Source organism: Lactobacillus sp. UMNPBX19, from assembly GCF_002553805.1.
Classification (GTDB): domain Bacteria; phylum Bacillota; class Bacilli; order Lactobacillales; family Lactobacillaceae; genus Lactobacillus.
Map to the genome: position 1 here is coordinate 1 of NZ_PCYR01000028.1, position 20,006 is coordinate 20,006.

The following is a 20,006-nucleotide window of genomic DNA, read 5'->3' on the forward strand; positions in this document are numbered from 1 at the left end:
AACGCCGAGAGTAGTTGGTGGGAAACTGCCTGCGAGGGTAGGCAGTCGCCGTGCTCTTTTTTAATATTCCGGCTTAGCTCAGTTGGTAGAGCACCTGACTGTTAATCAGGTTGTCGTCAGTTCGAGTCTGACAGCCGGAGTAAAGTAATGAGTTAAAGGAAGAATGAAGGATTATCTTTGTTCTTCCTTTTTTTTTATAGTTATTATTTTTTTACTTTTTTAACTTTATGCAAGCATTTTCAATAAAAAAATGGTATGATATTAAACGCAAGCGTATACATTTATTCTGCTATAAAGTATTCGTGGAGGTATTTTGATTAAGGGGGAAATCAAATGGTAGGAATTGTCCTAGCTAGTCATGGTGGCTTTGCTGATGGAATCTTTCAATCTGCTGAAATGATTTTTGGTAAGCAAGAGAATCTGGCTCATGTGATTTTAAAGCCTGATGAAGGTCCAGATGATATTAGAGCTAAGATGGAAAAAGCTGTTGCTTCTTTTGATGATCAAGATCAAGTGTTGTTTTTGATTGATCTATGGGGAGGTACACCATTTAACCAAGCAAATAATCTTGTTAAAGAACATGAAGATACTTGGGCTATTGTATCGGGTATGAATTTACCTATGGTTATCGAAGCTTTGGGTCAAAGAATGGCAAGCGATAATGCTCATGATATTGCCAAAGCTATTGTTGAACCAGGTCGTGATGGAATTAAAACACAACCTGAATCTCTTATGCCTAAAGAGGAGACAAAGGCAGCCCCAAGCAATAATGCACAACCACAAGGTGCTATTCCTGAGGGTACTGTCATTGGTGATGGTCACATTAAGTATGTTTTAGCTAGAATTGATTCACGTCTTCTTCATGGACAAGTTGCAACTGGTTGGACTAAGGCTATGAATCCAAATCGAATCATTGTTGTTTCAGATAATGTTGCTAAAGATAAAATTCGTAAAACAATGATTAAGGAAGCAGCACCAGCTGGTGTACCAGCAAATGTTGTTCCAATCAATAAGATGCTTGAAGTGGTAAAAGATCCACGTTTTGGAAATACTAAGGCATTGATTTTATTTGAAAATCCAGAAGATGCACTTAAAGCTATTGAAGGTGGAATGGACATCAAAGAATTGAATGTCGGATCCATGGCATATAGTGATGGTAAAGTTAATGTCAATACTGTTTTGGCAATGGATCAAAAAGATATTGATACGTATAAGAAATTAAAAGATTTGGGCGTTAAATTTGATGTCCGTAAAGTTCCTTCTGATGGTAAACAAAATATGGATGAACTTTTGGATAAAGCTCAAAAATTAGTTGATGAAAAGAAATAATTTATAGGGGGATTTATTAAATGAATGCTATTCAGATGATTCTGGTAGTGATCGTTGCCTTCTTTGCAGGTATGGGAGGAATTCTTGATGAATTTCAATTCCATCAACCTCTAGTGGCATGTACTTTAATTGGTTTGGTTACTGGAAACTTAACTATCGGTATTATGCTTGGCGGTTCACTACAAATGATTGCTTTAGGTTGGGCTAATATTGGTGCTGCTGTTGCTCCAGATGCAGCTTTGGCATCAGTTGCCTCAACTATTATTTTGGTTCAAGGTGGACAAGGTCAAAAGGGAATTGGTACCGCTATTGGTATTGCCATTCCTTTGGCCGTTGCTGGTTTGTTCTTAACTATGTTAGTTCGTACTATTTCTGTTGCTATTGTTCATATTATGGATAGAAAAGCTGAAGAAGCTAACTGGAGAGCTATTGACCGCTGGCAAATGATTGCTGTTGCTTTACAAGGTTTGAGAATTGCTATTCCAGCCGCATTATTACTTGCTATTCCAGCTTCTGTTGTTCGTGCTGGCTTAAATGCAATGCCTTCTTGGTTAAATGAAGGTATGACCATCGGTGGTGGTATGGTTGTTGCTGTTGGTTACGCTATGGTTATTAATATGATGGCTAGCCGGGAAGTATGGCCATTCTTCATCATTGGTTTCTGTTTGGCAGCCGTTAAGGAATTAACTTTGATCGCTCTTGGTGGTATTGGTATTTCACTTGCTATTATGTACCTTGCTCTTGAAGGTTCTAAAGGTGGAAACAACAATAACTCTAATTCTGGTTCAGGTGATCCATTAGGCGATATCCTGGATGACTATTAAAATTTGAGCGAAAGGAGGCTAATTATACAATGACTGAAACTGCACAAAAGAAATTAACTTTAAGTAAATCAGATCGTATTAAGGTTTGGTGGCGTTCTACTTTTCTTCAAGGTTCATGGAACTATGAAAGAATGCAAAATGGTGGTTGGGCTTACAGTTTAATCCCAGCATTAAGAAAATTATATCCTGAAAAGAAAGACTTATCTCTTGCATTAAAGAGACATTTGGAGTTCTTTAACACACACCCTTACTTAGCATCACCTATTATTGGTGTTACTCTTGCCTTAGAAGAAGAAAAGGCTAATGGTGCTCAAGTTGAAAACACCGCTATTCAAGGTGTTAAAGTTGGTATGATGGGACCTTTAGCCGGTGTTGGTGACCCTGTGTTCTGGTATACAATTCGTCCTATTATTGGATCATTGGGTGCTTCACTTGCTTTGAGTGGTAATGTCTTAGGACCTATCTTGTTCTTTGTATTATGGAATGTAATTCGTATGTCATTCTTATGGTACACTCAAGAAATGGGTTACAAAGCTGGTACTAAAATTACAGAAGATGCTTCAGGTGGTTTATTACAAAAAATTACCCGTGGAGCTTCTATGATGGGTATGTTTGTTATCGGTGCTTTAATTGAGCGTTGGGTAACAATTAACTTCAAACCAGTTGTTTCAAGTGTTCCACTTCAAAAGGGTGCTTATATTGATTGGAACACCCTTCCAAAGGGAGCAGAAGGTATTCATAAGGCTTTGAGTGAATACAACTTAGGTAATGGTATGGCCTTAGATAGAATTAAGGAAACAACCTTACAACAAAACTTAGATAGTTTGATTCCTGGTCTTACTGCACTTCTATTAACTTTCTTATGTATGTGGTTATTAAAGAAGAAAGTTTCACCAATCGTTATCATCATTGGTATCTTTGTTGTTGGTATTGTAGGTCACGTAATTGGCTTACTATAACAATTAATCAGATAAGAAACGGTCTTAGTTAGACCGTTTTTCTTATATATGAAAAGGTTTTTTATATGGTTCAATCATTAAATACAAAATCAGAGTATGTAGATGCTGCGACTTGGTTTAGAGGAATTCCTACATATGGAAAAGTTTTAGTCGGAGATAAAGGGTTTGAGTTTTATAGTGATAATAATCCAAATGACTATGTCCAGATTCCGTGGGATGAAGTAACTGTTGTAGTAGCCGATGTATATTTTGGTGGAAAATATATTCCTCGTTTTAAGATTTGTACTAGAAAAAATGGGAGCTTTATTTTTGCTGCAAGACATGTAAAGCCGACTTTGCGTGCTATTCGAAAACATGTACCAGCAGATAACATGAGAAAAGCTCTTACCATTTGGCAAAAAATCAAACGGAATTTTAAGCACAAATAATAAGGAGAGTTAGCTCTAGGGCTAGCTCCTTATTTTTTTATTAAAAAGGCCTTGGCATTAATGCTTACCTGTATTAAAATAACATTAATCAATTTTTTGATATCTAAAACTAGCTCTCAACTGACTGCTAGTTTTTTTTATAGGAGTGGCATTAAGTAATGGAAAATAAAAAGTCAATGCCTAAATTGAAACGTTCCATGACTGCTGGTCAAATGGAAATGATATCTTTAGGTGGGGCAATTGGGGTTGGATTGTTCATGGGATCCACTTCCACTATAAAGTGGACAGGCCCGTCTGTTTTACTGGCATATATGTTCGTTGGCTTAATTTTATACATCGTAATGCGGGCATTGGGAGAAATGTTATATGTTAATCCAGGAACAGGATCGTTTGCAGATTATGCAACTGAATATGTCCATCCATTAGCGGGATATTTAGCTGAGTGGGCTAATGTATTTGAATATATAGTTGTTGGAATGTCTGAAGTAGTTGCAGCAACTGAATATTTAAAATTTTGGTGGCCAAAAGTTAATGTGTTTTGGTCAGGAATTATTATTATTTTGTTTTTAGTCTTAGCAAATTTGGCTAGTGCTAAAGCATATGCTTCTCTTGAATTCTGGTTTGCAATGATTAAAGTTGTAACTATTATCTTAATGATTATTTTAGGATTCATTGTAATTTTCTTTGGAGTGGGGAACGGTGGAAAACCAACTGGCTTTAGTAATCTATGGTCACATGGCGGATTTTTCACAGGCGGAGTAAAAGGTTTCTTTTTCTCAATGTCAATTATTGTGGGTTCGTATGAAGGAATTGAGTTGCTTGGAATCTCTGCTGGAGAGGTAGCCAATCCTAAAAAAGCAATTGTTAAAAGTGTTAAATCGGTTTTGTGGCGTATTTTGATTTTCTATGTTGGAGCAATTTTTGTTATTGTTACAATCTATCCATGGAACGAATTAAGTAATATTGGCTCTCCATTTGTAACTACATTTGCAAAGGTAGGAATCACCGCAGCAGCAAGTATTATTAACTTTGTGGTTTTAACGGCAGCGTTGTCAGGAGCAAACTCTGGAATTTATTCATCTAGTAGAATGCTTTTTAAATTAGCTCATGATGGGGATGCTCCTAAGACCTTTGGACATATTTCTAAGCGCATTGTTCCTAATCATGCAATTTTAGGTATTTCCGGGGGAATACTCATTGGATTTATTATTAATATGATTGCGGCTACAATTAATAAGTCTACTCAAGATTTATTCGTTGTCGTCTTCTCATCTTCAGTCTTGCCAGGTATGATTCCATGGTTTGTGATCTTACTTGCCGAACTAAAATTTAGACGTAATAATCAAGATTTATTAGTAGACCATCCCTTTAAATTACCGCTATACCCTGTTTCCAATTACTTCGCATTTTTGATGCTGATTGTTATTGTTGTCTTTATGCTTATTAACCCTGAAACTAGAGTTTCTGTATTAGTGGGAGCTGCGGTCTTACTTATAGCTACAATTGTTTATCTATTTCGACATAAAAAGGATGGTGTAAATGATGGAGAATAAACAGAATCATCCCCCTAAACTAAAACGATCGATGACTGCTGGACAAATGGAGATGATCTCTCTAGGTGGAGCCATTGGTGTTGGATTATTCATGGGATCTACATCAACTATTAAATGGACAGGTCCATCGGTTTTATTAGCATATATGTTTGTAGGACTAATTCTATATATCGTAATGCGAGCACTGGGAGAGATGCTATATGTTAGTCCTGGAACAGGGTCATTTGCGGATTATGCAACAGAGTACATTTCACCATTAGCGGGATATTTAGCTGAGTGGGCTAATGTCTTTCAATATATTGTTGTTGGTATTTCAGAAGTTGTGGCCGCAACAGAGTACTTAAAGTTTTGGTGGCCTGAAGTTAGTGTTTTTTGGTCTGGAATAATAATTATTGCGTTCTTATTACTGGCAAACTTAGCTAGTGCTAAAGCTTATGGAACACTAGAGTTTTGGTTTGCGATGATTAAGGTAGTAACAATTGTGATAATGATTATTTTAGGCTTGCTGGTGATTTTACTCGGCGTAGGAAATCACGGAAAACCAATCGGCTTTAGTAATCTATGGTCACATGGTGGCTTTTTCACTGGTGGAGTAAAAGGATTCTTTTTCTCAATGGCAATTATTGCTGGTTCATATGAGGGAATAGAATTAATTGGTATTTCTGCTGGAGAGGTAGCCAACCCACAAGAGGCAATTGTAAAAAGCGTAAAATCAGTTTTATGGCGTATCTTGATTTTCTACGTTGGGGCAATCTTTGTGATCGTTACAATTTATCCTTGGAATCAATTAAGTAATATTGGCTCTCCATTTGTAGAAACCTTTACTAAGGTAGGGATCACAGCAGCTGCTGGGATTATTAACTTCGTAGTTTTAACCGCAGCCTTGTCAGGTGCGAATTCTGGTATTTATTCATCTAGTAGAATGCTATTTAAATTGGCACATGAGGGAGAAGCGCCAAATACTTTTGGAAAACTATCTAAGCGTATTGTTCCTGACAGAGCTATCGTTGGAATTACGTCTGGTATTTTAATCGGCTTTATTTTGAATTTGATAATGTCAACTATGAATAAGTCAATGGGAGAATTATTTGTGGTTGTCTACAGTTCCTCTGTTTTACCAGGAATGGTAGCATGGTTTGTAATTTTGATTTCTGAATTGAAATTCAGAAAAAATAATTCACATTTAATGGCTGAACATCCATTTAAGTTACCCCTCTACCCATACTCAAATTATTTTGCATTTGCAATGTTATTAGTGATTGTTGTATTTATGTTTATCAATCCAGAGACAAGAATTTCTGTAGGTGTGGGTGCTGGAGTTTTAGTGTTAGCAAGCCTTGTGTATATGCTTAAACATCGTAATAAAAAATAATTAATTAGACCATTTCTTTAGGGATGGTCTTTTTTTATTAGGACATAATATTAGCTTATAATGAGAAAAAGGTGTTAATTTTAAGTTATAGTGTTTACGCATTAAACTATATAATTTATAATTAAGTCTAACTGGTAAAAAGTAAGTTAAAGGAGCGAGTAAATATGAAACCAATTATTGGAATTTCTGGTTCTATAATTATTGATGATGGCGGTATTTTTCCAGGCTATCGTCGGAGTTATGTTAATGACGATTATATTGATTCTGTAATCCAAAATGGTGGAATTCCTTATATCATTCCTTTCAATGAAGATGAAGAGGTTGTGAAAGAGCAACTTTTAAATGTTCAAGGATTAATTTTATCTGGTGGTCATGATGTAGATCCTCATAACTATGGTGAAGAGCCTGAACAAAAATTGGGAGATATTTGGCCTGAAAGAGATAAATTTGATATGCGGCTCTTAAAACTAGCTGAAGAAAATGGAATTCCTGTTTTAGGAATTTGTCGTGGTGCACAAATTATTAATGTGTATCATGGTGGAACCTTATATCAAGATCTTAGTTATAGAAAAGAAAAAACATTAAAGCATAGTCAAGGTCAAACTCCAACCTTGCTTACTCATACTGTAAAAACAGTAGCAGGTACTAAGATTGCAGAATTGTTAGGCAAGAAAGAGATGCAAACAAATTCTTTCCACCATCAATTAATTAAGGATGTAGCAGATGATTTTAAGGTTTCAGCTCGTTGTGTAGATGGGGTAGTAGAGGCAATTGAAAACAAAGATGCATCAATTATTGCGGTTCAATGGCATCCCGAAATGCTTCATCGTGTAGTTCCTTATCAAAATAATCTGTTTAAATATATTATTGATAATGCAAAGAAAAAATAGAAAGAAGTTATTAATAGATGAACGAAAATGAAACAAGTAAATTAGGCTTTTGGTCTATTGTTTTGTTGGCCATTAATTCAATTATTGGCTCAGGAATATTTTTAACGCCAGGGAACGTAGTTCAACAGGCTGGATCTAAAGCTTTAATCGTATATTTTATAGCTGCAATTTTTGCATCTATTTTAGCTATTTCTTTTGCAGCAGCAGCAAAATATGTAACTAAATCTGGAGCAGCTTATGCATACTCAAAGGCAGCTTTTGGAAATAATGTTGGTTTCTATATGGGAATTTTACGTTATTTTTCAGCTAGTGTTGCCTGGGGTGTAATGGCAGTTGGGGTTATTAAATCTACTATTTCTATTTTTGGTGGTAACCCTAATGAAACCATGAGCGTAACTATTGGTTTTTTGATATTAATGGCTGTTATTACGATAATTAATTTATTTGGTCAAAAAGTTGTTAAGTATGTTATGAACTTAGCAACTATTGGTAAGTTAGCCGCTCTAGTATTGATTATTGTAGCAGGAGTAGTTTTATTAATTGTAAGTGGTGCTTCAAGTAATTTAAGTCAGGTAGATCAAATTACTCAAAATGGTCAAAAGATTGTTCCTACTTTAACTACTACAGGTTTTGTAATGGCAATCGTATCTGCCTTTTATGCCTTTACTGGATTTGAATCAGTTGCTTCTGGTTCAGACGATATGAAGAATCCTGCTAAAAATTTACCACGCGCTATTCCTTTAGCTATTATTGTTATCGCGGTAATTTATATTGGGGTTGTTGCTGTAGCGATGATGCTTGATCCTAAGGCGTTAATGACAACTAAGCAAGTTGTCGCAATTGCTGCTATCTTTAAGAATGAAATTTTAAGGGATGTTATCTTAGTTGGTGCTTTAGTTTCAATGTTTGGTATTAATGTTGCTTCTAGTTTCAATGCTCCACGAATTTTAGAGGCTATGGCACGTGAAAACCAATTTTCAAAAGCTTTAACTAAAAGAACCAAGAATAATTTTCCAATTAGAACTTTCTTTATTTCTGTATTACTTGCAATTTTAATTCCAATGGCATTTGAATATAATATGGTTAACTTGATTACTTTAAGTGCTATGGTACGTTTCTTAGGCTTTATTGTAGTTCCATTGGCAGTTATTAAATTCTATCGTGGAAAAACTGCAGAACCAGTTTTAAATGCGCAAAAGAATGTGTGGACTGATATTGTAGTTCCAATTCTTTCCATTGCTTTAGTAATTTTCTTACTAGTAGAATATAATTGGAAGGCTCAGTTTGGGGTGGTCAATGCACAAGGACAAGTAACTGGAATTAATTGGTATGCAATTGCTATGATGATTTTTGGATTTATCCTTTTACCTCTAATTATGTTTACTATCTCTAGAAAAGATCGTAAAGCTAGTAAATAACGAAAAAGACTGCTAAGCCGATTGGCTTAGACAGTCTTTTTTGTGCTATAGAATTTTTATGTTGGCAGCTTCACATGATTCAATCATTTCGGGAGGCCAAATACTTGCTTGAACTTCGCCAATATGAGCTTTTCCAAGTAAAAGCATACATAAACGAGATTGGCCAATACCACCACCAATTGTATAAGGAAGTTTACCTTCTAAAAGCATTTTGTGGAAAGGTAATTCAGATCTTTCTTCAGTATGAGCTTTTTTGAGTTGCTCTTTCAGCGATTCTTCGCTAACTCGAATTCCCATTGAAGAAATTTCTATTTTACGTTGTAAAGGTTCATACCAAAATAGTAAGTCACCATTTAATTGCCAGTCATCGTAATCTGGTGCACGACCATCATGTGGCTTACCACTACGCTTTAATCTATCACCAATTTTCATTAAGAATACTGCTTTTTTCTCTTTAGCTATTTTATCTTCACGTTCTTCTGGTCCTAAATCTGGCCAGCGGTCTTCCAGTTCTTGTGTAGTAATAAAAGTAATGTCGCTAGGTAAGCGGTAAGTAGAACCAGGATAGCGTGCGCTGAGCTCTTTTTCAGTTTCTTTAATTGCTTTAAAAATTTGTTTGACAGTAGTTTTAAGAGTCTCAATATTTCTTTCTTCTTTAGCAATAATCTTTTCCCAGTCCCATTGATCTACGTAGATTGAGTGAAAATTATCTAAATCTTCATCACGCCGAATTGCGTTCATGTTAGTATAAAGACCTTCATGCATTCCAAAACCATAACGCTTAAGTGCTAGACGTTTCCATTTTGCTAATGAGTGTACAACTTCGATTGTATCATCTGGCATAGCCTTCATATCAAAAGCAACCGGACGTTCAATCCCATTTAAGTTATCATTTAATCCAGTAGATTTTTCAACAAACATTGGTGCTGACATTCTTTGAAGGTTTAATTTGTCAGCAATTTTATCTTGAAAAGTTTCTCTAATGAAAACAATTGCGGCTTCAGTATCACGAATGGTTAAACTTGGATGGTAGTCCTTAGGTAATATTAATGTCATAATTATCTGTACTCCTTAGAAAAATTTTAAGAGTAAAGAAAAAGCCCTTCACTCCTGAGTTTCTCAGGACGAAAGGCTTTTTTCCGCGGTACCACCTAAATTGTCTAAAAATAGACCAGCTTAATAGAACACAATCATGCTCTTCGGCTTGATAACGTACCGATGACGGCGTAGCTTACTTTAATTTAGGCTAGCAGCACAGCGGAAAAGTGTTATTCGATAATTCAGGGTCTACTAGCTTCTCACTAACGCTAATTCACTGAAAGAATAAAATTATCTACTCGTCTCTTCATTGCTTTTTAATTTTTATATTAATTATATTTAACTCGATTTGCGTTGAAAAAGCAAGAGGTAAAAAGATAATTTTTTTCTAGTATGTTATGATGAATCTTGCATAAGATTAGGAAAGTTGGAAAAATATGACAAAAAAGAGATTGTGGACGTGCTTGGCAGCATTAGCCTGTGTCTTTTGGGGCATTTCAGGGTTATTTGCGAAGGGATTATTTAATATCAGCTCAAGTATAACGCCGATTTGGATTTCACAAGTTCGAATGGTAGTAAGTGGAGTATTATTATTGATTTTTGCTCAAATTACTGGCAAAAGACCACTTAAAACTATGACTGATAAAAAAGATGCAATTACTGTTATTGCGTACGGTTTGTTAGGATTATTACCGGTGCAATATTGTTACTTCATTGTTGTTCAACAAGCAAATGCCTCTATTGCTACTGTATTACAGTTTATTGGACCATTTTTTGTCTTATTTTATATGGTAGTATTTGAGCATCAGGTATTACGTGCAGTAGATGTAATTGCTGCTATTGTTGCTTTTATAGGAGTTTTCTTTTTAGCTACACATGGGCACTTTAATCAATTATCCTTAACTCCTTCAGTTTTATTTTGGGGCCTAATTTCAGCAGTAGGTGTAGCTACCAATACTCTTATTCCACGTCGATTACTTGATCATACTTCTAGTCTAGTAGTAACCGGATGGGGCTTGCTTTTTTCAGGTATTGCTTTGGTAATAGCACATCCGGTATGGCCAAAGATTCCGAATAATATTAACGTTTTTTGGCTAATGGCTGGTATAATCGTGATTGGAACTCTAATTCCATTTCAATGGATGATGGGATCACTTCGTTATATCAAGCCATCAACTGCTAGTTTGTTAGATGCTTTTGAGCCGGTTTCCGCAACAATTGGGTCAGTAATTATTTTTGGATTAGTGATGGCTCCAATTGATTGGGTTGGTTCAATAATGATCATTTGTGCAGTATTAGCACTTAATTGGGAACCAAAGCACCATAAATAAAAAAGTAGTTACTCATGATTTCTGAGTAACTACTTTTTTGGTAATTAATTATTTCTTTTGCTGATTTTACTATGTTCATATCCATAGACACAATAGATAAATAGTCCAAATAAGAACCAAATGCTAGCAAAAATATAAGTTTTAACAGATAAAAAGCACATCATTCCAATGCAGGCAAGTCCGGAAAGAATAGGAATTACTGGATAGAATGGAACCTTGAAATCTCCTTCAGGAATATCTTTTCTTCTACGTAATAAGATGACCCCGAATGAAACAAAAGTGAAGGCAAGTAGTGTTCCAATTGAAACTAAGCTAGTAAGTTCTTCAAGAGAAAAGAGACCACCCATAATTGCAATCACAATAGTTACAATCCATAAGGCATTTTCTGGAAGACCATGCTTATCAATTTTTCCTAAAAAGCTAGGTAGGAGTCCATCGCGTCCAATAGAATAAATTAGACGTGAGCTTGAGTAAATCATAGTTAACATCATTGTACTCATTCCGACAATGGCACCAATCGATAATAAGTCTGCTACCCAACCTTGGTTAACGACCTTTAGAGCGTAGGCAACCGGATTGGCTACATCGAGTTGTTTATAATTTACCATCCCAGTTAAAACTACTGAAACTCCCATATAGAGAAGAGCTGCTACGATTAGAGTACCGATGATTCCAATAGGCATATTTTTTTTAGGATTTTTAACTTCAGCTGCTGAAGATGAAACAACGTCAAAACCTAAAAACGCAAAAAAGACTGTTGTAGCTCCACGTAAAACGCCTGTAGTTCCATATGGCGTGAAAGGTTGATAGTTTTTAGGCTTAATAAAAAATAAACCAACACCAATAAAAATAAATATGATTGCTATCTTAATTAAAACAGCAGCATTATTAAATTTCATGGATGCTTTCATTCCACGAGAAAGTAAGATTCCAATTAATAAAACGCTAATGACTGCCCATAAATTTAGGTACGTACCATTTAACGGATCGAATGGCCCCTCAAAATGATGCGGGATGTGTAAACCAAAGCTGTGTAGTAAGGAGTTGAAATAAGAAGCCCATCCAGCTGATACTGCAGCAACTGAGAGCATATATTCTAAGATTAATGCCCAACCTAAAATCCAGCCAATAACTTCTCCGTAAAGGATATTTCCGTAGGAATAAGCCGAGCCAGCAACAGGGATGCTAGAAGAGAGTTCAGCGTAACACATACTTGCTAGAGTACAAACTAAAGCAGCAATAAGAAATGAAAGTGTTACACCAGGACCAGCTTCTTTAGCAGCAACCGTACCTGGTAAAATAAAAATTCCTGTCCCAATAACTGCTCCGATACCAATGGTTAATAAGTCAAAAGCCCCGAGCGTTTTGACAAAGTGCTTATCAGTACCGAGATAACGCTTGAGGCTTTCTTTTCTAAACGGATTCAACTTCATTAGCAGTACGCTCCTTGTGACGTTCTAAAATCATTTTAACAATTGCGTTTGCCACATTTGTGTTTCGAAGTAGCGGTCCGTGTGAATATGATCCAATAAAGTTTTTGTAGCGTAAACCTTCAACCTTATCTTGAGGATTGTTGCCGTAACCTTCAATCATTTCACCAAAGGGATGAAGCATATTAGTATTGTCAAAGTAAGTTTGTCCTGAATGATTTTCAAAAGCTTTTACTTCGCCCCATTCAGTCATATAGCGGGTATCACCAATCATTCGCTTGTCTGCCTTGAAAATTGTATGTAGAGGTAATATGCCTAATCCTTTGATGGTAATGCCAGAATTGGTTTTATAATAATCTCCCATCAATTGATAACCACCACAGATGCAAAGCATTGGATTACCGGCTTTGATATAGTTTTCAATTGTTTCCTTATGACGTGGCAGATCTTTAGCTACAACAGTTTGTTCAAAATCTTGACCACCACCAAAGAATAAAAAGTCGTAGTCATTAGCATCAAAACTATCGTCTAATGAAATGTTATCAACTTCAGTTTGATAGCCTTGCTTATCCAATAGGTAACGAATTACTTTAACATCGCCAGAATCTCCGTAAGTATTCATTAAATCTTCGTATAAGTATGCAATTTTTATTGTTTTATCTGCCATAATTATCATCCTTATTTAAATTGTATGTTCAAAGTATAACTTAAAATTGTCTTAAATCCTAGTTAGTAAAAAATATTAGTTTATTTCTTCTTGAGCGGCTAGATGATTGATTGGGCCATATTTAGAGCCAACATTTATTGGATGTGAAATAGCTTCATAGGTAAAATCCTTAGCGATTTTAACAGCAGCTTCGAGATCAGTCCCTTTAGCTAATTCAGCTGTAATTACCGCTGATAAAGTATCACCAGTTCCGTTAACTCGTTCTGTTTTAAAATAAGGCTTAGTTAACCATTCGTCTGAACCATCTGCTAATAAAAGGTAGTCCTTAACTTCGGTTTGATTACTATTGTGGTGACTTCCCTTAATTAAAACGTTTTTAACGCCCATTTTTTGTAGTTCTCTTGCGCCTTGTTTAATTTCATTTTCATTCTTTAGTTCAAGTCCAGTCAATTTCTGAGCTTCAAAAAAGTTCGGGGTAATAATTGTTGCAAGGGGAACTAATTCGTCAAGAAAAGCTTGATAGGCATCATCTGCCAAAAGTGTAGCTCCATGCTTAGTGATGATTACTGGATCAAGCACAATATTTTGCATTTGATAATGTTTTAAGTTTTTAGCAACTACATCAATAATTTCTTTATTAGCTAGCATTCCTGTTTTAACGGCTTTTATTTTAAAGTCTTCATTTAAAACATCAAATTGCTTTTGAATAAAATCTAATGGCATTAATTGTTGTGCAAAAATACCTTGAGAATTTCCTGCGACAGCAGCAGTTAAAAGCCCCATCCCATAAACACCACGTGCATAAAAAGCATGTAAATCTGCTGGCATCCCAGCACTTCCGTCGCTATCATGACCTGCAATTGTTAAAGCTTCGATGTGTTCTTTTGACATATTGTGCTGTACCTCCTAAAATTTATTTTCGGTAAATTATTACTATCAATTATAAAAAATAAACTAACAAAGTGAAAGTGTTCTGTACGCAAGGCAGCAAGGAAGAACTTTTCTTGAACTTAGATCTCAAATACTTAATTACTGTAGAAAATAGTCTAGAATATAAACTGAGAGATAATATGGATAATAAAGGATGAAAAGTATGGAACATAATCGTTTAGTTACCTTTGATGGTACTGTTAATTTTCGCGATATTGGTGGCTATGAAAATAATGAAGGTAAACATGTTAAGTGGAATAAAATTTATCGTTCTGACTCTTTAAGTAGTCTAACTAAACGCGATGAAGAAAAGTTAGAAGAAATGAAAGTCACAGTAGATTGTGATTTACGCACAAGTAATGAGCAATTAATGGCTCCGGACCGACAATGGAATGGGGTAGAAGTTCTCGATTGTCATGTCTACGCAGAGGATAGCAGCGGTAATTTTGTTAATGACAGTCATAAACTATATCGCTTTTTGCATCATATCCCTAAAGTTAATAGCTATTTAGGTGAAATTTATCAAAATGTGATTTTAAGTCCTGCTAGTCAAAAAGCTTTTGCTCGTGTGTTTGCCTCCCTACTTACATTGCCTGAAAATGAAGCGTTAGTGTATCACTGCAGCGCTGGTAAAGATAGGACAGGAATGACCACAGCATTAATTTTAAAGGGCCTTGGTGTTGATGAGCATACAATTGCCCGTGACTATTTATTAACAAATGAGCTGTATACTTTTGGTCTTAAAAAACAACTCCCAAGTGATTCTGAGATGATTAAAATGGTTAATCGAATGAATGTTACTGAAGGAGAAGGTACCGCTATTGAAGGAATTACTCAGACAATTGATAGCGGGTATGGTGGTTTTGAAAATTACTTTACGCAAGAACTTGGTTTTTCAAAACAAGATCTAAAAGATTTTAGAAAATTATATTTAGAGTAACAAAAAACATTAGACACATCTAAAAGTGTCTAATGTTTTTTAGTTTCCACTAGATTTACGTTTAAGTAGTTCTACCGGTAAATAGTAGGTATAGTTATCCAGTTCTTCAGTTGGATTATCGATTCTTTTTTCTAAAAGTTTAACAAGTAATTGTGCAATTGAGGGAATAGGTTGAACAATTGTAGATAAACGTGGTTCAAAATCACAGACAAATTTACTACCATCAAAGCCAATAATTTTTAAATCTTTAGGAATATGAATACCTAAATCATGACTGATATTTAAAATAAGAAGGGCAGTGAGGTCATCAGAAGCGACTATTCCATCTACTTTATGATTTTTTAGTAAGTCTCTAATTGCCATTTCTTTTAAGGCGAGGGTTTCATTAAAGATCACTGGATGAATATGTTCTGTTAACTTGAGTTCCTTAATTGTTTCTTTATAGCCTAGGAGCCGCTTTTGAGTAGGATGACCATCTAAAGTGGGATTTCCTACAAAGTAAATGTGACGTGCACCATGATTATAAAGCTCTTGCGTAGCTAAACTACCGCCTTTAAAGTTATCGGCACTAACGATTGGAATATTGTCCGATAGTTTTCGATCAAAAGATACAATTGGTAAGCCAGTTCTTTGATACTCTTCAATTCCTAAGTTATGTGCACCGGCAATAATGCCATCGACTTGGTTAGCCATTAACATTTGCAGGTAAGTACGCTCTTTTTCTTTGTCATTGCCCGCGTTACAAAGAATTGTTTTATAGCCGTGTTTAAAAAGTTGATCTTCTATTTTAGAAACTAATTCTCCAAAAAAAGGATTAGAAACATCAGGAAAAATTAAACCAATTAATTTGGTTTTCTTGCCTTGTAGAGATCGAGCAACTGAATTAGGTTGATAATTTAACTCTTTCATTGCTTCATGAACTTTTTTACGTGTTTTTTGACTAATATAGCCGTAATTATTAATTACGCGTGAAACTGTAGTAACAGAGCAGCCTGCTTTGGCAGCTACGTCGGTTAATTTGACCATTGTTATCTTCCTATAATATAGAATTCATGTTCCATAGTCGTCCCGTGTACTTAGTATCTTTGTCAAAAGCAATTTTTTGGTTTGGAGTTGGTGCAAAGAATCTTAAAGTTGCAACATGACGACCATTATTGATGAAAATTTCGCATAATGAGCCATCGATGAAAATATCTAAATCTAGATCTTGATCATCTTTCAGGTCAATTGTTCTAGTTGCTCCATAATCCGGGTTAACAGCTGGACCACTTGAAGCACGATCAATTGTTAATTTTGCGTTTTTATCTGTATTAAACTCAAGTACTAGACTTGATGATAGATCTTCATTAGAAGCTAAGTGTAATTTTCCACTTTGACCGGCTAGTAAGTGAAGTTTCAGTTCATATTGTTTACCAGCTGCTTGACTAATTATCTTTTCATTATTGAGTTGTTTCTCATTATGACGTAAATTCTTGATTGCATCTACTGGATGTTGATATAACGCACCATCTTTAATTTCTAAACGCTTAACTTGACTGTAGCAATTAGCCCAATTTTCTTTATCAGTTGGATAAGTACAATCTGGTAAGCCAACCCAAGAAATAGCATAGGCATTTCCATCAGGAGCATTAAAAGCTTGTGTTGCATATACATCAAAACCATCATCTAGGTTAGCCGGATGAGCTTGGAGTGGCGTAAATTTAGCTTCACTTAAATTAATATCTTTGCCGATCCAGTACATATTTGGATAAATATTTTTGTAGTCAGCAACTGACTTATCTAGTCCTTGAGGACAGAAAATTAAAACAGGATAATTATTAACAAAAACTAGGTTAGGACATTCAATCATATAGCCCATTTTGTCTTTGCCTAAGTCTAAGTATCCATTTTCATGCCAATTTTGGAGATCAGTTGTTTCATAGATATCAATGTGACCATTCTTAGTCTTAGCATCTTGGGCCCCAAGTAAAACATAATATTTTCCATCATGTTCAAATAATTGTGGATCACGGAAGTGTTCACTAACATGGTCTGGAGGTAGGATTGCGGCATCCTTAGGTTTAGTAATATGATTATCTTTATCCATTTCCGCAATTACTTGATAAGGAATTCTAGTCCAGTCTTTATCGCGGTGATTCCCTGTATACATTAATAGAAGTTTTCCATCATGTTCCATTGCTGAACCTGAGTAGGCACCTGCATTATCTAAATCACTATCTGGATCAATTGCTGAACCAAGATAATGCCAATGCACTAAGTCCGGTGAAGCATAGTGAATCCAAGATTTAACTCCATGAACTGGTCCAAATGGATAAGACTGACAAAATAGATGGTATTCACCATTATAATAGGAAAATCCATTAGGATCATTGATTAATCCAGAAAGTGGGTGGATATGATAGTGCATTTGATAGGGAGACGTTGCAGCTTGAGCTTGAAGATTTAATAAAGTCTGTGCATCCCAATCTTTATATTTGCGATAACGTTGTTCTCTTGTCCATTCCATAACTTATTCACCTCATTGAATATGTAAACGCATTCTTATATAAGAATGTTAACTTAAAGCTGGTCTATATGTCAAACGAATAACAGTATTAAACTAGTATTTTAAAAAATTAGAAATTAAAATGTTGCAAAATAATAACATTTTTTATGATAAGCGCTTGACATAATCTTGGAATGCGCTATCATAATAAATGTAAATATTTAAAACGCTTACACATTTTCGAGGAGGAGACAGACATGGATCACAAAAAAGTTGCTGAAACAGTTATTGAAGCTGTTGGTCGCGACAACTTAGTAGCCGCTGCTCACTGTGCTACCCGTCTACGTTTAGTCTTAAAAGACGATAGTAAAGTAAATATGAAAATACTTGATAGCGATCCAGATATCAAGGGTACTTTTAAAACTAACGGTCAGTTTCAAATTATTATTGGACCTGGGGATGTTAATAACGTCTACGATGAATTAATTAAAATGACAGGTCTATCAGAGCTTTCAACTGATGATTTGAAGAAGGTTGCTCAAAAGGATCAAAAGTTCAATCCAGTAATGGCCTTTATTAAGCTTTTATCTGATATCTTTGTTCCTATTATTCCAGCATTAGTAGCCGGTGGTTTATTAATGGCCTTGAACAACTTCTTAACTTCTCCAGGTTTATTTGGAGCTAAGTCAGTTGTTCAAATGGCACCTAGCATTAAAGGATTATCTGAAATTATCCAGGTAATGTCCGCTGCTCCATTTATTTTCATGCCTATCTTAGTTGGTATGTCTGCTGCTAAACGTTTTGGAGCTAACCAATTCTTGGGTGCAACTATTGGTATGATCATGACCACTCCAGCTTTAGGTGGAGCGGGTAAATATTGGGATATCTTTGGTTTACACGTTTCTCAAACTAATTACCAATACCAAGTTATTCCAGTCTTAGTAGCAGTTTGGCTTTTAGCTTTCTTAGAAAAGAGATTCCACAAGTGGCTACCATCTGCAGTTGACTTTACTTTCACACCACTTCTTTCAATTATGATCACTGGTTTCTTAACTTTTACAATTATTGGACCAGTCTTTAAAGGTGTGTCAGATGCAATAACTACTGCGATTGTTTGGCTTTACAATACTACTGGTGCCTTTGGTATGGGTATCTTTGGTTTATCTTACTCAGCTATTGTTACTACTGGTCTTCACCAAAGTTTCCCAGCAGTTGAAACTCAACTTTTAGCTGAATATGCACGTGGTCGTGGATCCGGTGACTTTATCTTTGTTACCGCATGTATGGCTAACGTTGCGCAAGGTGCTGCTACATTTGCTATTTACTTCTTAACTAAGAATGAAAAGGTTAAGGGCTTAGCAAGTTCATCTGGTGTTTCTGCATTACTTGGTATTACCGAGCCAGCTTTGTTTGGTGTTAACTTGAAGTACAAGTTTCCATTCTTCTGTGCTTTAATTGGTGCAGGTGTTGGTGCTGCTTTTGCCGGCTTAATGCATGTTACTGCCGCTGCTCTTGGCTCAGCTGGTTTTCTTGGATTCTTATCAATGGTTCCAAAGAGCATCCCAATGTGGGCACTTTCTGTAGCAATTAGTTTCATTGTTGCCTTTGGTTTAACCTTTGTATATGGTAAACGTCACTTTAAGGAAGACGTAGTAGAAGAATCCGGTACTGTTGAATCTGCTGGTGATCAAGTAGCACAACAAGAAAAAGCTGAACAAATTATCAAAGAAGATAAAGAATTACATGATGAAGTAATTGCTTCTCCTGTTTCAGGTAAGGCAGAAAGCTTGAAAGATGTAAATGACCCAGTCTTCTCTACTGAAGCAATGGGTAAGGGTGCTGCAATGGTACCAAGTGAAGGTACTATCTACTCCCCAGTAACTGGTGAAATTACAGTTGCTTATGAAACTAAGCATGCTTATGGAATTAAATCAGACGAAGGTGCAGAAGTTCTAATTCATATTGGTATTGATACTGTTAACATGAAGGGTGAAGGATTTACTACTGATGTAAAACAAGGCCAACATGTTGAAAAAGGTGAAAAGCTTGGAACAGTTGATTTAGATGCTGTGAAGAAAGCAGGATACGATACAACTGTCATGACTGTAATTACTAACACTACTAGCTATGCAAATGTTCAACGTATTGATGGCGTAGAAAAGAAGCATGGTGACGACTTAATCGCAGTTACTAAGAGATAAATTTTATTAATAAAATGAAATAAGCTCATTTCCGTTTTAGGGGATGAGCTTATTTTTGTGAGTAAGATAGAATATAGATATAAGATTAATTGGCTCTTTTGCAAATCCTGTTGATGGATAATTTTAAGAAGGAATTAAGCAGCTAAGAAATAGCTGTTTGATTCCTTTTCTTTTATAATATTTTCTTCGAGTCTAATTCTAATTAATAAAT

17 protein-coding genes, 1 tRNA gene and 1 other annotated feature are annotated in these 20,006 nt (G+C 35.5%); of the genes, 12 read left to right on the plus strand and 6 right to left on the minus strand.

What is annotated here, in order from left to right:
• Nucleotides 1–67: 67 nt before the first annotated feature.
• From CP370_RS07600 to CP370_RS07640, 9 genes are all read left to right on the plus strand, one after another.
• Nucleotides 68–140 (plus strand) — tRNA-Asn (locus CP370_RS07600).
• Nucleotides 141–333: 193 nt separating this feature from the next.
• Nucleotides 334–1,329 carry a PTS sugar transporter subunit IIB gene (locus CP370_RS07605; RefSeq protein WP_087712586.1) on the plus strand — a complete coding sequence of 332 codons (996 nt, stop codon included), beginning with the start codon at nucleotides 334–336 and terminating at the stop codon, nucleotides 1,327–1,329.
• Nucleotides 1,330–1,349: 20 nt separating this feature from the next.
• Nucleotides 1,350–2,153, plus strand: a complete 804-nt coding sequence (locus CP370_RS07610) for a PTS mannose/fructose/sorbose transporter subunit IIC (RefSeq protein WP_004896474.1) — start codon at nucleotides 1,350–1,352, stop codon at nucleotides 2,151–2,153.
• A 29-nt stretch (nucleotides 2,154–2,182) separates the two neighbouring features.
• The gene (locus CP370_RS07615; protein WP_012846756.1) at nucleotides 2,183–3,112 is read left to right on the plus strand and encodes a PTS system mannose/fructose/sorbose family transporter subunit IID; all 930 of its coding nucleotides are present in this window, start codon (nucleotides 2,183–2,185) and stop codon (nucleotides 3,110–3,112) included.
• Nucleotides 3,113–3,177: 65 nt separating this feature from the next.
• Nucleotides 3,178–3,540 carry a DUF956 family protein gene (locus CP370_RS07620; RefSeq protein ID WP_012846755.1) on the plus strand — a complete coding sequence of 121 codons (363 nt, stop codon included), beginning with the start codon at nucleotides 3,178–3,180 and terminating at the stop codon, nucleotides 3,538–3,540.
• 158 nt (nucleotides 3,541–3,698) lie between these two features.
• A complete protein-coding gene (locus tag CP370_RS07625) occupies nucleotides 3,699–5,093 on the plus strand; it encodes an amino acid permease (RefSeq protein WP_004896477.1) in 1,395 nt (464 codons plus the stop codon).
• The gene (locus CP370_RS07630) at nucleotides 5,083–6,465 is read left to right on the plus strand and encodes an amino acid permease (protein WP_087713440.1); all 1,383 of its coding nucleotides are present in this window, start codon (nucleotides 5,083–5,085) and stop codon (nucleotides 6,463–6,465) included. Before CP370_RS07625 ends, CP370_RS07630 begins: the two co-directional genes overlap by 11 nt.
• Nucleotides 6,466–6,629: 164 nt before the next feature.
• Complete coding sequence (locus CP370_RS07635) at nucleotides 6,630–7,355, plus strand: gamma-glutamyl-gamma-aminobutyrate hydrolase family protein (RefSeq protein WP_012846753.1); 726 nt, start codon at nucleotides 6,630–6,632, stop codon at nucleotides 7,353–7,355.
• A 17-nt stretch (nucleotides 7,356–7,372) separates the two neighbouring features.
• The gene (locus CP370_RS07640) at nucleotides 7,373–8,773 is read left to right on the plus strand and encodes an APC family permease (protein ID WP_087285298.1); all 1,401 of its coding nucleotides are present in this window, start codon (nucleotides 7,373–7,375) and stop codon (nucleotides 8,771–8,773) included.
• A 45-nt stretch (nucleotides 8,774–8,818) separates the two neighbouring features.
• Here CP370_RS07640 and asnA read toward each other — a convergent pair whose 3' ends face one another.
• Complete coding sequence (gene asnA / locus CP370_RS07645) at nucleotides 8,819–9,829, minus strand: aspartate--ammonia ligase (protein ID WP_087712587.1); 1,011 nt, start codon at nucleotides 9,827–9,829, stop codon at nucleotides 8,819–8,821.
• A gap of 61 nt (nucleotides 9,830–9,890) precedes the next feature.
• Nucleotides 9,891–10,131, minus strand: a binding site (T-box leader).
• A 117-nt stretch (nucleotides 10,132–10,248) separates the two neighbouring features.
• Here asnA and CP370_RS07650 point away from each other — a divergent pair.
• The gene (locus tag CP370_RS07650) at nucleotides 10,249–11,142 is read left to right on the plus strand and encodes a DMT family transporter (RefSeq protein WP_087285296.1); all 894 of its coding nucleotides are present in this window, start codon (nucleotides 10,249–10,251) and stop codon (nucleotides 11,140–11,142) included.
• Between the two features lie 44 nt (nucleotides 11,143–11,186).
• Here CP370_RS07650 and CP370_RS07655 read toward each other — a convergent pair whose 3' ends face one another.
• From CP370_RS07655 to thiD, 3 genes are all read right to left on the minus strand, one after another.
• Entirely contained in the window at nucleotides 11,187–12,575 is a 1,389-nt protein-coding gene (locus CP370_RS07655; RefSeq protein ID WP_087712588.1) for an APC family permease, read from the minus strand.
• Nucleotides 12,556–13,239, minus strand: a complete 684-nt coding sequence (locus tag CP370_RS07660; RefSeq protein WP_004898090.1) for a type 1 glutamine amidotransferase — start codon at nucleotides 13,237–13,239, stop codon at nucleotides 12,556–12,558. Before CP370_RS07660 ends, CP370_RS07655 begins: the two co-directional genes overlap by 20 nt.
• Before the next feature lie 75 nt (nucleotides 13,240–13,314).
• Nucleotides 13,315–14,130: a bifunctional hydroxymethylpyrimidine kinase/phosphomethylpyrimidine kinase gene (gene thiD, locus CP370_RS07665; RefSeq protein ID WP_012846748.1), complete on the minus strand. Its 816-nt coding sequence runs from the start codon at nucleotides 14,128–14,130 to the stop codon at nucleotides 13,315–13,317.
• Nucleotides 14,131–14,332: 202 nt separating this feature from the next.
• Here thiD and CP370_RS07670 point away from each other — a divergent pair, with 202 nt between their 5' ends.
• Nucleotides 14,333–15,109, plus strand: coding sequence for a tyrosine-protein phosphatase (locus CP370_RS07670; protein WP_087712589.1), 777 nt, complete (start codon nucleotides 14,333–14,335; stop codon nucleotides 15,107–15,109).
• A 39-nt stretch (nucleotides 15,110–15,148) separates the two neighbouring features.
• Here the strand turns inward: CP370_RS07670 and CP370_RS07675 are convergent, their stop codons facing one another.
• Entirely contained in the window at nucleotides 15,149–16,135 is a 987-nt protein-coding gene (locus tag CP370_RS07675) for a LacI family DNA-binding transcriptional regulator (protein ID WP_087712590.1), read from the minus strand.
• Between the two features lie 10 nt (nucleotides 16,136–16,145).
• Complete coding sequence (locus CP370_RS07680; RefSeq protein ID WP_087712591.1) at nucleotides 16,146–17,615, minus strand: sucrose-6-phosphate hydrolase; 1,470 nt, start codon at nucleotides 17,613–17,615, stop codon at nucleotides 16,146–16,148.
• Between the two features lie 236 nt (nucleotides 17,616–17,851).
• Between CP370_RS07680 and CP370_RS07685 the strand changes: the two genes are divergently transcribed.
• Nucleotides 17,852–19,795: a sucrose-specific PTS transporter subunit IIBC gene (locus tag CP370_RS07685; protein ID WP_087285291.1), complete on the plus strand. Its 1,944-nt coding sequence runs from the start codon at nucleotides 17,852–17,854 to the stop codon at nucleotides 19,793–19,795.
• Nucleotides 19,796–20,006 lie beyond the last annotated feature (211 nt).

Coding starts and splice junctions, on each gene's coding strand:
- CP370_RS07680 (WP_087712591.1), bottom strand. CDS start 17,615: ATGGAATGGACAAGAGAACAACGTTATCGCAAATATAAAGATTGGGAT.
- CP370_RS07655 (WP_087712588.1), bottom strand. CDS start 12,575: ATGAAGTTGAATCCGTTTAGAAAAGAAAGCCTCAAGCGTTATCTCGGT.
- CP370_RS07640 (WP_087285298.1), top strand. CDS start 7,373: ATGAACGAAAATGAAACAAGTAAATTAGGCTTTTGGTCTATTGTTTTG.
- CP370_RS07620 (WP_012846755.1), top strand. CDS start 3,178: ATGGTTCAATCATTAAATACAAAATCAGAGTATGTAGATGCTGCGACT.
- CP370_RS07630 (WP_087713440.1), top strand. CDS start 5,083: ATGGAGAATAAACAGAATCATCCCCCTAAACTAAAACGATCGATGACT.
- asnA (WP_087712587.1), bottom strand. CDS start 9,829: ATGACATTAATATTACCTAAGGACTACCATCCAAGTTTAACCATTCGT.
- CP370_RS07650 (WP_087285296.1), top strand. CDS start 10,249: ATGACAAAAAAGAGATTGTGGACGTGCTTGGCAGCATTAGCCTGTGTC.
- CP370_RS07635 (WP_012846753.1), top strand. CDS start 6,630: ATGAAACCAATTATTGGAATTTCTGGTTCTATAATTATTGATGATGGC.
- CP370_RS07670 (WP_087712589.1), top strand. CDS start 14,333: ATGGAACATAATCGTTTAGTTACCTTTGATGGTACTGTTAATTTTCGC.
- CP370_RS07675 (WP_087712590.1), bottom strand. CDS start 16,135: ATGGTCAAATTAACCGACGTAGCTGCCAAAGCAGGCTGCTCTGTTACT.
- CP370_RS07605 (WP_087712586.1), top strand. CDS start 334: ATGGTAGGAATTGTCCTAGCTAGTCATGGTGGCTTTGCTGATGGAATC.
- thiD (WP_012846748.1), bottom strand. CDS start 14,130: ATGTCAAAAGAACACATCGAAGCTTTAACAATTGCAGGTCATGATAGC.
- CP370_RS07615 (WP_012846756.1), top strand. CDS start 2,183: ATGACTGAAACTGCACAAAAGAAATTAACTTTAAGTAAATCAGATCGT.
- CP370_RS07685 (WP_087285291.1), top strand. CDS start 17,852: ATGGATCACAAAAAAGTTGCTGAAACAGTTATTGAAGCTGTTGGTCGC.
- CP370_RS07625 (WP_004896477.1), top strand. CDS start 3,699: ATGGAAAATAAAAAGTCAATGCCTAAATTGAAACGTTCCATGACTGCT.
- CP370_RS07660 (WP_004898090.1), bottom strand. CDS start 13,239: ATGGCAGATAAAACAATAAAAATTGCATACTTATACGAAGATTTAATG.
- CP370_RS07610 (WP_004896474.1), top strand. CDS start 1,350: ATGAATGCTATTCAGATGATTCTGGTAGTGATCGTTGCCTTCTTTGCA.